At 68.9% G+C, this 13,937-nt stretch carries 6 protein-coding genes and 1 pseudogene; 1 reads left to right on the forward strand and 6 read right to left on the reverse strand.

All coding sequences use genetic code 11. From position 1 onward, the window contains the following. The first annotated feature begins 8 nt into the window (after positions 1-8). A complete protein-coding gene (locus V1227_RS06255) occupies positions 9-926 on the forward strand; it encodes a hypothetical protein (protein WP_329791516.1) in 918 nt (305 codons plus the stop codon). Here V1227_RS06255 and V1227_RS06260 read toward each other — a convergent pair. The 6 genes and pseudogenes from V1227_RS06260 to V1227_RS06285 form a co-directional block, all read right to left on the reverse strand. Next, positions 920-2,398 carry a CoA-acylating methylmalonate-semialdehyde dehydrogenase gene (locus V1227_RS06260; protein WP_329791517.1) on the reverse strand — a complete coding sequence of 493 codons (1,479 nt, stop codon included), beginning with the start codon at positions 2,396-2,398 and terminating at the stop codon, positions 920-922. The genes V1227_RS06255 and V1227_RS06260 overlap by 7 nt on opposite strands. Next, positions 2,395-4,683 carry a type I polyketide synthase gene (locus tag V1227_RS06265; RefSeq protein WP_329791518.1) on the reverse strand — a complete coding sequence of 763 codons (2,289 nt, stop codon included), beginning with the start codon at positions 4,681-4,683 and terminating at the stop codon, positions 2,395-2,397. Before V1227_RS06265 ends, V1227_RS06260 begins: the two co-directional genes overlap by 4 nt. Next, positions 4,680-10,016, reverse strand: a pseudogene (locus V1227_RS06270) (type I polyketide synthase); the annotation flags it as partial. The pseudogene V1227_RS06270 and the gene V1227_RS06265, both read right to left, overlap by 4 nt. A 73-nt stretch (positions 10,017-10,089) precedes the next feature. Continuing rightward, positions 10,090-11,289, reverse strand: a complete 1,200-nt coding sequence (locus tag V1227_RS06275; RefSeq protein ID WP_329791520.1) for a cytochrome P450 family protein — start codon at positions 11,287-11,289, stop codon at positions 10,090-10,092. Then, on the reverse strand, positions 11,286-11,837 hold the full coding sequence (locus V1227_RS06280; RefSeq protein WP_329791521.1) for a TIGR00730 family Rossman fold protein: 552 nt from the start codon (positions 11,835-11,837) through the stop codon (positions 11,286-11,288). The genes V1227_RS06275 and V1227_RS06280 overlap by 4 nt, the downstream gene beginning before the upstream one ends. Further along, entirely contained in the window at positions 11,834-13,672 is a 1,839-nt protein-coding gene (locus V1227_RS06285; protein WP_329791522.1) for an AMP-binding protein, read from the reverse strand. Before V1227_RS06285 ends, V1227_RS06280 begins: the two co-directional genes overlap by 4 nt. Positions 13,673-13,937 lie beyond the last annotated feature (265 nt).

Genomic DNA, 13,937 nt, shown 5'->3' on the forward strand with positions numbered 1-13,937 from the left:
TGATGTGGTTGAGCAAGTCACCAGCGACCGGATCACCGGTTGAAGTCGAGGACCTGCTGAACGTGATCCAGGCTCTGGATGACCTGGACAATCGGCTGGGCGGCGGCTTCGCTCGCCGACAGGCGGCGCGCTACCTCGATGATGTTGTGGCACCGTTGCTACGTCAGCGGCACCCTTCAACGGTGCGAGCGCAGCTGTTCGTCCTCGCCGGGAAGGCCACCGGCATGACCGGGTGGATGAGTTACGACGACGGTCGGTCGAACCAGGCGCAGCAGTACATGACGCGTGCGCTGCGCCTGTGCGCCGAGGGCAATGATCGAGTCCTCAGTGGACAGCTGTACGCCGGGATGGCGCACGTTGCCCTCAGTTCCGGCCGCGCCGCGGACGGGCTCCGATTGGCCGAGGCAGGCTGTGCGCTGGTGCACAGGTCGGGCAGTCCGCGCGGATTGATGCGCCTGCACGCGATTCGCGCACGTGCTCATGCCGCACTGGGTCATCGGTCGGACGCGGCGAGGGCGCTGACCGAGGCGGAGCGTGCTCTGGACCGCAGCAGCGACCCGGCCGAGGAGTCGAGATGGGTTCGATCTCTCGGCGAGCACTACCTGCAGACCGAGATGAGCTGCTGCTTTCGCGACCTGGGGGACGCGCGCAACGCTGAGACCTTCGCTCTGGCTTCCGTGTACGGCAACAGCGGGTTGGGTCGCAGACAAGCCGTGAGCCGCGCGGTGCTGGCTTGGGCCCAGTTGCAGCATGGGCACCTCGACCAAGCTCTCACGACGGCTGATGGCGCGCTCACCGGTGTGGGAGGGGTGCGCAGCGCCCGGGGTGTTCGGGCGCTGCGCGAGTTCGCAGGACACTTGATGCCGCACTTGCAGGAGGCACCGGTGCAGCGATTCCTCGAGCGGCTGTCGACCGCCGGCTACTGACTGCAGGGGAAACCCAGGTCCAGCGCCCGGTCCGCGGGGCTCGGCCAGCGCGTGGTGATGACCTTGCCCTTGGTGTAGAAGTTCACGCCTTCGGCCCCGCTGTCGCCGAACTGAGAGTCCTTCCAGCCGGTGAAGGAGTAGTAGGACACCGGCACCGGAGTCGAGACGTTCACGCCGATCATCGCCGCGTCTGCCTCGACCTGGAACCGGCGTGCCGCCCCTCCGTCCTGGGTGAAGATCACCGCGCCGTTGCCCCAGGGGCTGTCGTTGATCAGCTGCAGGGCCTCGTCGTAGTCGTTCACCCGCACTACGGCCAGCACAGGGCCGAAGATCTCGTCGGTGTAGACGCTCATGTCCGGAGTGACGTGGTCCAGCAGGCTGGGGCCGAGGAAGTACCCGGTTCCGTCGATGACGAGGTCGCGTCCGTCCACGACCACGCTGGCCCCGGCCTGTGCGCCTGCCTCCACGTAAGCCGCGACCCGATCGCAGTGGTCCCTGCTGATCAGTGGTCCCATGTCCGACGTCGGATCGGAGCCAGGGCCGATGCGCAGCGAAGCGATGCGCTTCGCGATGCGCGGAACGAGGTCGTCGGCTGAAGAACCGACCGCGAGGAGCACCGAGACCGCCAAGCACCTCTGTCCGGCCGAGCCGTAAGCCGAGGACACCGCCGCGTCGGCGGTGAGGTCCATGTCGGCGTCGGGCATCACCAGCATGTGGTTCTTCGCGCCACCCAGAGCTTGCACCCGCTTGCCCGCTGCGGTGGCGCGTGCGTGCACGTGCCGGGCCACGGGGGTGGAACCGGCGAAAGAAACCGAACGCACGTCAGGATCGGTCAACAGGGCCTCAACTGCCTGAGCGTCGCCGTGCACCACGTTGAGCACACCGTCGGGCAGTCCGGCCTCGGTGAAGAGTTCCGCGATGCGCAGGGCCGCCGACGGGGCACGTTCGCTCGGTTTGAGCACGAAGGTGTTGCCACACGCGATGGCCATCGGGAACATGCGCAACGGCACCATGACGGGGAAGTTGAACGGTGTGATGCCCGAGGCCACCCCGAGCGGCTGGCGCACCGAGCAGGCGTCGACCGAGGCGGACACTCCTTCGGAGAAACTGCCCTTGAGCAGCTGTGGGATCGCGCAAGCGTGCTCGACGGCCTCGATGCCGCGGGTGACCTCGTTCAAGGCGTCGGAGTGTGCCTTGCCGTGCTCGGAAGTGATCAGAGCCGCCAACTCGTCACGGTGCGCGTGCAGGAGGTGCCGGTAGGCGAACAGGACCCGTGTCCGTGCGGCCAGGGACGACCGGCGCCAATCGGGGAAGGCATCCCGCGCAGCCTCGACCGCTGCCCGCACATCGGCAGCCGAGCCGAGCGCAACCCGGCCTGTGTGCCTGCCGACGGCAGGGTCGGCCACCAGCCCGGTGCGTCCGGAAACGCCTGCTGTGCTGAGGCCTCCTATCCAGTGGTTGATCATCCTCATTTGCAGCCTCCTCGGGCTTCCTCGGGATTCGGCCAGAAACGCCGCCGCTGAAAGGGGTAGGTCGGCAGTTCCACCAGCCGTGCGCCGCTCCTGGCGAAGACTGCCGCCCAGTCGACGGCACAGCCGCGGACGTGCAGGTCGGCGAGTGAACGGTGCAAGTCGGTGACGCGGTGGACGATGTAGTCGCGTTCGGCCAGCCGTGCAGGCGGATCACCGTCGACCTGCCCCTGTCGCAGGACGCTCCAGTACTGCGGCGAGTGCAGCCGTTCGACGTCCAGCCAACCGCCGTCGACGCCGGAGAACACCGGTGTGCTCAGAGGTTGAGGTACCACGCCGGGATCTGCGTCGTTCCGCCACGCCTGCAGCACAGCGGCGACCTGATCGAGGTCCAGCGCACCGGAGAGGTGGAGTGCGGCCAACTCGCCGGTGCCAAGTCCGCAAAAGACATCCGGAAGCACGCCGTAGCGTGTCAAGCGTTGGTGCAACGCAACAGTCTGCGCGAATGCGAGGGCCAGTTCCGCGTTATCGGCGCCGAGGCGGTCCAGGACAGCCGCGTGCTCGTCCAGCACCTGCACCGTCTCGTCGGTGCACAGCAAGGCCATGCGCGGCGGCCGCACAGGACTGCGTCCTCGGAACAGCGAGGGAGTGGACCTCCCATCTGCCAACGCGGCCAGTCCGTGAACCATCTCCTCACGAGTGGAGCCGAGGACGACGGCCCGGTGTTCGTAGGTGCTGCGGCTGACAGCCAGCGACAGACCCACATCGCACAGGGCGGAAGTGGCCTGACTCTCCACGTGTTCGCGCAAACGCTGAGCTTGGGCCCGCAAGGCGGCATCGGATCGAGCCGACAGGAGCCATGGGACGATTGGCATCGGCTCAGCGACCTCACGTACCGCCGTCGGAACGCGAGGCGCCTGCTCGAGGATCACGTGGGCGTTGGTGTGGCTTATGCCGAAAGCGGAGACCGCGGCGGTACGGGCGCGGTTGCTCTCCGGCCAGGGTCGTGCCTCGGTGAGCAGCCGCACTTCGCCGACGTTCCAGTCGACCCGCGTGCTGGGCCGGTCCACGTGCAAGGTCTTCGGCAGCACCCCGTGCCGCATCGCCAGCACCATCTTGATGATCCCGGCGACACCACCGGCGGCTTGGGCGTGTCCGATGTTGGACTTCACCGACCCCAGCCACAGCGGTGTCTCGTCGCGACGCCGTCGACCGTAGGTGGACAGCAGCGCGTTCACCTCGAAAGGCTCGTCCATCGGACTGCCGGTGCCACTGCCCTCGACCACGTCGACGTCGGCCGGGTCCAGGCCGGCAGCCGCGAGCGCGTTGAGGACCACCTCCTTCCGCGCCGTGCCTGTCGGGACGTGCATGCCCTCCCGCGGCCCGTCCTGGTTGACCGCCGAGCCACGCACGACCGCCAGCACCGCATGGCCGTTGCGCTGGGCGTCGGACAAGCGTTCCACCATGAGCACCCCGGCACCCTCACCGAGGGAACCGCCGTCGGCCGACTCGGCGAAGGACCGCGATCGTCCGTCGGGGGAGAGGTAGTTGATGCGGTTGAGCTCTTCGTGCAGGAAGGGAGTGGCCATCACCGCCACGCCTCCGGCGAGCGCGAGGTCGCACTCGCCCGCGCGCAACGACTGACACGCCAGGTGCAGCGCGACCAGTGCAGAGGAACATGCGCTGTCGAGCGTCACCGCGGGGCCCCTCAAACCGAGCGCGTGAGCCACTCGGCCCGAGGCGACGCTCGCGGTGTTGCCTCCGAAGAGGTGGCCGGCCGCGTCCGGAACCTGGTTGGCCAGAAGCAGGTAATCGTGGTGCATGACTCCCATGAACGTGCCTGTCCGGCTGCCCCGCAAGGACAGCGGGTCCACGCCTGCGCGCTCGACGGTCTCCCAGGCGACCTCCAGCAGGAGGCGGTGCTGCGGGTCCATGGCCATCGCCTCGTCCTCCGGAATGCCGAAGAACTCCGCGTCGAAGTCGGCGACACCGCGGAGGAAACCACCCCCGGTCACGCCCAGCACCTTCGCCAGTTCTTCTCCGGACACCCCGGCCCAGTCCGCCCAGCCCCGGTCATCGGGCAGATCCCCGATGGCATCTCCGCCGTCCGCCACCAGACGCCACAACTCGTCAGGTGTGCCGGCACCCGGGAAGCGGCATCCCATGCCGACGATCGCGATCGGATCCTCCGACGCCGCGGTTCGGCTCTCCGCTTCCGCACGAAGCCGTTCGTTCTCCTGCAGGGCCGCCCGCAGCGCCTCCACCAGTCGATCCGGCGCGGCGCTCATCGCCGGGCCTCCGATCCGCCCAGTGCCAGGCTGATCAACGCGTCGGCATCCATGTCCGCGATGTCTTGTGAGCCGGCAGTGGTTTCGGCGGGGAACAACTCGGTCATCAGGTGCGCGGCCATGGACGCGATCGAGGCGTGCTCGAAGGCCACCGTCACCGCCAGGTTCAGACCGGTTGCCGTGTTGAGCGCGTTGCGCAACTCGATCGCGATGAGCGAGTCGAACCCCAGCTTCGTGAACGGCCGGTGCACGTCGAGAGTCTCCGGTTCGGCATGGGCGAGGGTCGCTGCCACATGTGACCTCACCAAGTCCAGCAGGACGTCCTCGCGGTCGAGCTCGGCCAGTGGCGCGAGCCGGGACCGCAGGCCTTCGCCGTGGTTCGAGGGGATGTCGGTGCGCGTCCGTTCTCGTGCGTGTACCAGTTCTCGGAACAGCGACGACACACCGGAGCCGCGTTCCCGTTCTCGCAAGACGGGCACGTCCAGCCTGGCCGGCACCAGTACCGCATCCGGCAGCGCGAGGGCGTTGTCGAACAGTGCCGGTCCATCCACTTCGGACAACGGGCGCATGCCGCTCTGGCGGATGCGGGTGAAGTCGACCTCCGTCAGCCCGGCGAGCATGCCCGCATGCCCTGCCCACATACCCCATGACAAAGCGAGTGCCGGCAGCCCGCGATGACGCCGATGGCCGGCCAGTGCATCCAGGAAGGCGTTGGCCGCGGCGTAGTTGCCCTGCCCCGCGTTGCCGGTGATCGAGCTGATCGAGGAGAACAACACGAACATCGACAGGTCCAGCCCCGAGGTCAGCTCGTCCAGCAGGAGAGCGGCGTCCACCTTGGGGCGCAACACCTCGAGCAGCCGATCCGGGGTCAGCGCGGACAGCACTCCGTCGTCGAGCACACCGGCGGTGTGGATCACCGCGGTGAGCGGGTGCGCCGAGGAGACCTCGGCCAGCAGCCGGGTCAGCTCCTCCCGGTCGGTGACGTCGCACGCGGTGATCCGCACGCGGGCGCCCAGCTCCTCCAGGTCGGCGCGCAGTTCGTCCGCGCCGGGCGCCTCCGCCCCCTGCCTGCTGACCAGCAGCAGATGCCGTGCGCCGTGGCGGGTGACGAGGTGCCTGGCGAACAGGCTGCCCAGCACGCCGGTACCGCCGGTGACGAGAACGGTGCCGTCCTCGGCGAGAGCCGGGGCTGCCGATGAGGAACTAGGTGCGGCGCGCACCAGGCGGGGACAGCGCAGACCGCCTTCACGCACGGCCAGCTGTTCCTCTTCCGAAGAGAGCGCGGTCGTCACCAGGGAACTCGAAGCTGTGTCATCGACGTCAAGGAGGACGAACCGGCCCGGATTCTCCGTTTGAGCGGTGCGCACCAGACCCCAGACCGGTGCCGCGCAGAGGTCCGAAACCACGTCTTCCCGGCCCACGGCCACGGCGCCCTTGGTCAGCACCACCAGCCGGGTGGAGGCCAGACGTTGCTCGGCCAGCCATTCCTGGAGCACCGCGAGGGCCGAGGCGGTCGCGCCGTGCACCTCATCGGCAGTCACCGCAGAACGACGGGCGAGGCGCGCATGGTCGGTGAGAAACACCGTGCCGGGCACCTCCTCTCCCGTGGCCAGGGCCGAGCACAGCGACGCCAGGTCCGGGTGGGCCAGGACGTCCGATCCCGCCATGGCCAGACCCGCGCACAACCCCAGCTCGTCGGGCCCCAGCACCACGGTGCGGCCCGTTGTCAGCGGCAGCACCCCGGTCATCGGCACCGGAGACCATTCCAGGCGGAACAACGCGTCTTCGACGGGATTCGCCAGCTGGGTCAACCGGTCGGCGCTGACCGGGCGGGTGATCACCGACCCCACCGCGGCGACCGGCAGCCCGTCGGCGTCGGCCAGTGCGGCTGTGATCGCACCCCGGCCGTCAGACGTGATCCCCGCGCGGACCACGTCCGCACCAGGCCGGTGCAGCACGACATCGCTCCAGCTGAACGGTGCGAGCACCTGGCCGTTCGGTGCGGTCCCGAGAGCCAGGCGCGCGGACACATGCCCGACGGCGTCCAGGAGAGCCGGGTGGATGGCGTATTCGGCCGCCTCGGCTCGGTGCTCGGAGGGCAGGGCCAGCTCCACGAAGACCTCCTCGTCCCGCTGCCAGGCAGCGGTGACGCACCGGAAGGCGGAGCCGTAGTCATAACCTGCTGCCGAAAGCTCTTCGTACAGCGAGCTGACGTCCAGAACCGCGGCCCCGGCGGGAGGCCACTGCGCCGGTTCTCCCTTCACCGGCCCGGCTTCGCCGGCCAGCACGCCAGCCGCGTGGCAGACCCACGGCCGCTTCGGGTCGGCATCGGGTCGGGTGTGCACGCTGAAGCTCCGGTCCCCGTTCCCCTCTGGCGCACCGACCGCCACCTGCAGGCACAGCGCCCCCTGTTCCGGCAGGACCAGCGGTGCGTGCAGCGTCAGCTCGGCGAGGCGGGCACAGCCGCTCGCCTGTGCGGCGTGCAGCGCCAGTTCGACGAAAGCGGCTCCAGGCATCAGGGGCACCCCCAGCACCACGTGCGAGGCCAGCCACGGGAAGTCGTGCGAGGAGAAACGGCCGGTGAACAGCAGCCCGCCGGTGTCGGCCGACTCCACGACGGCGCCCAGCAGCGGGTGCTGGGCGCGGGTCAGACCCAGTTCCGCCGCACCGCCACCCAGCTTCAGGTCCAGCCAGTACCGCTGGCGCTGGAAGCGGTAGGTCGGCAGGTCGACGTGCACCGCGCCGCTTCCCGCGAACACCGCCTGCCAGTCCGGAACCACGCCGTGCGCCGCCGCCTCCGCGAGTGCACGGCCCATCTGGGCCGGACCGCCCCGGTTGTTGCGCAGGGTGCCCAGCGCCGACACCGGCGTGCGGCTGACGTCCGCTGCCTCCTGCACGTGGTGGGCCAGCACCGGGTGCGGGCTCGGCTCCAGGAAGAGCCGGTAGCCGTCTCCGATCAGCGCACCGGTCGCCGCGTGGAAGAGCACCGGCTGCCGTGCGTTGCGGTACCAGTACTCGGCGTCCATCTCGGTGGTGTCGAGCAGCCCGCCGGTGACGGTGGAGTAGAAGGGCACCAGTGACGACCGGGGTGTGATCGGGCCGAACGCCGCCAGCAGCCGCTCGCGGAGTTCGGCGACGTGCTCGGAGTGCACCGCGATGTCCAGCCGCAATTTGCGCACGCGGGCACCGGCCTCGACACACACCGCGCCCAGCGCGTCCAACGCCTCGTACTCGCCGGAGACCACACAGGCGCGGGGGCCGTTGATCGCGGCAAGCGAGAGTCGCGCTCCATGTGGCATCAGGAGGGGTTCGAGCTCGTCCGCCGAGAGCTCGACGGCCATCGTGTCCCCTCGGTTCATCATCGCCGTCATGATGCGGCTGCGCTCCCCGACCAACCTGGCGGCGTCCTCGAGCGACAGCACCCCGGCGACGTGCGCGGCGGCGATCTCGCCCAACGAGTGGCCGACCACGGCCGAGGGCTCGACCCCGTAGGCACGCCACACCGCTGCCAAGCTCACGAGCACCGCGAACACGGCGGGTTGCAACACCTCTGTGCGATGCAGCGGCGCTGCGCCGGGGCGGTCTTCCAGCACATCGAGCAGTGAGTAGTCCAGGTACGGCTCCAACGCCGCCGCGCACGCCTGCGCCTGTGCCGCGAACACCGGTGAGGTGTCCAGGAGCTCCCGCGCCATCCCGGCCCACTGCGTGCCCTGCCCTGGGAACACGAAGACCGGTCCCCCCGCTTTGGCCACGCCGCGCAGCACGGAGCCGTGGGCTGTTCCCCCGGCGATCGCGGTCAGCCCGGCCAGCAGGCCGTCCCGGTCTGCGGCGAGCACCGCGGCGCGTTCGGTCAGCAACGACCGAGTGGTGGCCAGCGAGAAGGCGACGTCGTGCGGAGCGAGGTCCGGGTGCTCGGTGAGGTGTTCCCGCAGGTGTGCTGCCTGTGCGCACAGAGCCGCCTTGGTGTGGCCGGTCAGCACGAACGGCAGTGCGGGTAGAGGCGCTGGGGGCGTGGCCGGTTCGACGCGGTGGGGAGCGGATTCCGGAGCCTGCTCCAAGATCACGTGCGCGTTGGTTCCGCTGATGCCGAAGGAGGACACCCCGATCCGGCGCGGGCGGCCCGTTTCCGGCCAAGGTTGAACCTCGGTGAGCAGGCGCACCGCGCCGTCGTTCCAGTCGACCCGCGTGCTGGGTTGATCTACGTTGAGTGTCTTCGGCAGCACGCCGTGCCGCATCGCCAGCACCGCTTTGATCACACCGGCGACGCCGGCGGCGGCCACCGTGTGGCTGATGTTGGACTTGACCGAACCCAGCCACAGCGGGCGGTCGGCAGGGCGGTCCTGTCCGTAGGTCGCCACGATCGCGGCCGCCTCGGCGGGGTCCCCGAGCTTGGTGCCGGTGCCGTGACCCTCCACCGCGTCCACCTCGGCCGGGGACAGCCCGGCATCGGCGAGGGCCAGCCGGATCATCTCCGCTTGGGCGGTGCTGCTCGGTGCGGACAGCTGGCTGCTCGCCCCGTCCTGGTTGACCGCTGTCCCGCGCACCACGGCCAGTACCGGGTGACCACGGTGCCGGGCGTCGGACAGGCGCTCCAGCACCAGCACCCCTCCGCCGTCCCCGAAGGCGGTGCCATCCGCACCCTCGGCGTAGGAACGGAGCCTGCCGTCGGTTGTCAGCGCGCGCTGCCTGCTGAAGTCCTGGTACACCCCGGGTGTCGTGTGCACTGTCGAACCGCCGACCACAGCCATGTCGCACTCACCCGACCGCAGGGCCTGTATCGCCAGGTGCAGCGCGACCAACGAGGACGAACAGGCGGTGTCCACCGTCAGCGAGGGACCGGAAAGCCCGAGCAGGTAGGAGATGCGTCCTGAGGCAGCGGCGTTGGAGCTTCCCAGCACGAGGTACCCCTCGAACTCGGGCAACCCGTGCGAGCCGCTCATCCACCGGACGCCGTAGTCGGTGTTGGTCACCCCGGTGTAGACGCCGGTCCGGCTGCCCCGCAGTGACATCGGGCTGATGCGGGCCCGCTCCAACGCCTCCCACGTCATCTCCAGCAGCAAACGCTGCTGCGGGTCCATCGCGAGTGCTTCACGTCGGGAGATGCCGAAGAAATCGGGGTCGAACTGAGCGGCGTCGTGCAGGAACCCGCTTTTCCGGAGGTAGACCTTGCCGGTGCTCGCGGGATCCGTGTCATGCAGGTCCGGCCCCCAACCGCGGTCGGTGGGGAACTCCGAGAGGACGTCGGCGCCTTCCATGACGATCCGCCACAGGTCCTCCGGCGTCGTGACGTCGCCGGGCAGCCGGCAGGCCATGCCCACGATCACCACGGGATCAACGGCGGAGCGGACGAGGTCGTTGGCCTCCATGACTGTGCCTTTCGGACGGTGTGTCAGGGGAGCTGTGGCTTTACCGTGCACGGAGCACGACCGGCAGATGCCGAAGGCTGCGGAAGAGCAGGCCCGGTTGCCATCCGAGGGGACCCGGTGCCGGTGCGAGGTCCGGGAAGCGGTCGAGCAGCGCCGACAGTGCGAGCCGGACCTGCAGGCGACCCAGTTGCGCGCCGAGGCAGTAGCGGCTGCCGCGGCCGAAGGCCAGATGCCCAGAGGTGTCGCGACGGAGGTCGAGGCGGTCGGGTTCCGGGAATCGGGCGGGGTCGCGGTTCGCCGCCGCCAGGGACAGGTAGACCGGTGTCCCGTCCCCCGGGATGGTGCGGCCTCCGAGGTGCACCGGGGAGCGGGTGAACCTGACCGTGGTGAAGTTGGCCGAGCCTTCGTAGCGGGCGAGCTCCTCGATCGCGTTGTCCATCAAGGAGGGGTCGGCGCGCAGGGCGGCCAGCTCGCCGGGGTGGGCGAGCAGCGTGTGCACTGCATTGGTCAAGAAGCTCGCCGTGGTCTGGTAACCGGCCAGCAGCAGCATGAACACCATCGCGGGCACCTCCTCCCTGGAAATCGGCGGAGCTTCGCTCCCGGTGAGGTGGAGGTACCGGGAAGTGAGGTCATCACCGGGAAATCGGTTTTTGTAGGCGAGAAAGCGGTCCAACCAGTCCACAAGAGCGGCCGTGGTCCGGATTTGACATTCCAGGTCGTCCCCGGCGTGCACCAGGTCACGCACCCAACCGAGGACGGCTCCGCGTTCCAGCTGCGGAATGCCCAGCAAGTCGCACAACAGTGCGCCCGCCAGGGGGTTGGCGAACCTCTCGGTCAGATCCACTCGGGCAGCGGAAGTGATCTCGTCGAGCAGACCGTCGACGACCGCGGTGATCCGTGGTCGCAACGCGGCCACCCCGGTGCGGGTGAAGGCGCCGGAGACGACGCGTCGCAGTCGCACCGCCTCGGGTTCGTCGCTGGTCAGCAGGTGCCTGCCCACCACCGGATGTCCTTTGGGGCCGGTGGCGGCAGCGGCGAACGCGGGACACGCCCGGAGCGGATCCCTGCTCAACCGCGGATCGACGAGGGCCTGCTTGTTCTCCGCGTGCCCCAGCAGGAACCACACCACCTGACCGGTGTCCAGGCGCACCTGGTGCACCGGCCCCAGCTGGCGCAGTGTCCGGTACCAGGAATGCGGATCGGCGTGAAAGCTCTGGTCGAGGTCGAGTACGTCGGTCATGACGTGACCGGCGCAGGCAGGCAGGCGGTGAGCGCCTGATCGACTTCAGTCGTCGTGGTGAGCAGAGACAAATGCTTGGCGGCGACGAATCCCGTTCGCTCGGCTTCGCCGAGGAAGCCGAGCAACCCCGCGTAGTGGCCATCGGGATCCAGCAGGACCATGGGCTTGTCGTGCTGACCGATGATGCGCGCGGTCCAGGAGTCGAACAACTCCTCGCACGTGCCGAGTCCACCGGGCAGGACGAGCAGTGAGTCAGCCAGCTCGATCATGCGGGACTTGCGCTCCGCGATGGTCTTGGTCATGTGGAGTTCGTCGCAGAGCCGATCTGTCTGGTCGGCGAGCACTTCCGGAATCACTCCGACCGCCCTGCCCCCGGTCAGCTGTGCGCCGCGCGTCACCGCTGCCATCATCGAAGTGCGCTGTCCGCCGGTGAGGACGGTCCAGCCGCGCGCGGCCGCGCCCGCTCCGACAGCGCGGGCGAGATCGACGCATCGGCGTGGAACAGCCTCGGACGCGCTGCAGAACACCGCTACCACCCGGCTGTTCATGGCCGCCCGGCGAGCTCTGCCTCGACACGGCTCGCGATGTCCTTGCGCAGCCACACCTTGTCGACCTTTCCGACGCCGATCAGAGGAAGTTCGTCGATCTCGACGAGTCGTTCCGGCAGCTTGAACCGGGCCAGGCCCTTCGACTCGAGGAAGCGGCGAATGTCAAGCAGGCCGGGCGCGGGACCGGCGCCGGGCACGACGTAGAGGCACACCGTCTCGCCCAGCACCCGGTGCGGCATCGCGACCGCCGCGGCAGCCCGTACCGACGGGTGGCTTTGGGCCAACGCCTCCAACTCGTCCGCAGGAATCTTCTCTCCGCCGCGGTTGATCAGGTCCTTGATCCGGCCGGCGACCACGAGGTTGCCCGTCGCGTGCCGGTAGACCAGGTCTCCGGTGCGGTAGAAACCATCCGAGGTGAAGGAAGACGCGGCTGCGCCGCCGTGGTAGGACTCCACGACACTGGGGCCGCGAGTCCACAGCTCGCCAGTGTGGCCGTCGGGCAACGGCAGCCCGTCGCCGTCGACGATCACGGTCTCATCGCCGGGGGAGACCGGGCGGCCTTGTGTGGTCAGCGCGATCTCCAGGGGATCGTCGATCCTGGTGTAGTTCAACAGCCCCTCGCACATGCCGTACACCTGTTGGATCCGGCAGCTGAAAACGGACATCAGTTCCTCGGCCGTGGCGGGATCCAGCGGAGCGCCGCCGATCTGCAGGACGCGCATGCTGGAGAGGTCGTACCGGCTCGAGCGCGCTGCGGTGAGCCACTGCCGGGCCAACGCGGGAGTGAGCGCGCAGTGGGTCACGCGTTCTCGTTCGACCAGGGCGAGCATGGCAGCGGGGTCCTCCGCCGAGCCGAGCACAACTCTGCCCCCGCTGGCCAACGTGCCGAGAATGCCGGGATGGCCGAAGACGAAACCATGTGTCGCCGGCATCGCTGCCAGGTACACCGTGTCGTCGGACAGCCCACAGGCCTCCGCGGATGTCCGGACGATGTGGCAGTACGCCTCGTGCGTGCGGGGGATGAGCTTCGGGGCGCCGGTCGTTCCGCTGGAAAGCAGGAACAGCGCAAGACCGGTCGCGTCCCGGGAGGTCCGCTCCGGCGCCTGCTCGCGACCGGCGGTCAGCACGTCCAGGTCGACGCACCCGGTGGTCAAATCGGCTCCGCCGGACACCAAGAGCACTCGCAGGTGCGCGTGGCGGGCACGCAGGCCCTCCGCGAAAGCGAGGTAGTCGAAGCGGCGGTGCCGCTGCGGGATGGCCATCGCGACCGGACGCGCCGTGGTGAGCACGACGTCGATCTCGTGTTCCCGCAACACCGGCAGTGTCAGCACGGGGTGGGCGCCGAGCCGGACCAGCGCGAGCACCAAGATCACGAACTGAACCTGGTTGGGCAACTGCACCACGACGGTGTCACCGGCCTGGATGCCCGCGTCGGCCAGCCCTCGGGCACAGCCGGACACCGCGTTCACCAGCTGCGCCCTGGTGAGCGAGAGCTTCTCGTCCTTGAGCGCGATCCCCTCGGCAGGGCGGTCGTCCTGGCGGAGAACCAGCTCGTCGAGGAGCTCTTCGCGCCACCAACCCCGCCGGCGGTATTCCTCGTGGCGGGCGGTGATCACACCACGGTGGACGAGATCGGCAACCTGGCTGATCGTGTAGTCGTTCTCGGACCACAAATCGACCCGGAAGCCGAACCGTTCGGAGAGTTCCACCTCCAATTGCGTCAGCTCGGTGGAGTCCAGGCCGAGGTCGGCTCTCAGGGAGGAGTGCGCGACCAGCCGATCGTCTTCGATCCCCAAGGCGGAGAGGGTTGCGCAGATATGGTCAAAGACTTCCAACTCACACCTACTGTTCCAGTGGCGGACCGAACGGAGAAGTGCCATTGAACATCCGGCCCGCCGCCGACTGCTCAAGAGAATCCCGGCTATTCCAAGCCGGTAGATCAGTGCGGGTCCATGGAACCTGATGATCCGGCCGGAAAACATGCGCGACTTCCATCTTCACTCGAACAGCCGAAGTCGCCACTGCAAGCGCCACCGGCCAATCGGAGACATATGACGTGGTCAGCGGATCGTTTGCACTTCTGAAAGGTGCACGTTTATG

Origin of the sequence: Lentzea sp. DG1S-22 (assembly GCF_036321065.1) — a bacterium.
Lineage (GTDB): Bacteria > Actinomycetota > Actinomycetes > Mycobacteriales > Pseudonocardiaceae > Lentzea > Lentzea jiangxiensis.

Bases quoted from the DNA above. Each gene is read 5' to 3' on its own strand.
- V1227_RS06260 (WP_329791517.1), bottom strand. From the start codon at position 2,398: ATGAGGATGATCAACCACTGGATAGGAGGCCTCAGCACAGCAGGCGTT.
- V1227_RS06280 (WP_329791521.1), bottom strand. From the start codon at position 11,837: ATGAACAGCCGGGTGGTAGCGGTGTTCTGCAGCGCGTCCGAGGCTGTT.
- V1227_RS06265 (WP_329791518.1), bottom strand. From the start codon at position 4,683: ATGAGCGCCGCGCCGGATCGACTGGTGGAGGCGCTGCGGGCGGCCCTG.
- V1227_RS06275 (WP_329791520.1), bottom strand. From the start codon at position 11,289: ATGACCGACGTACTCGACCTCGACCAGAGCTTTCACGCCGATCCGCAT.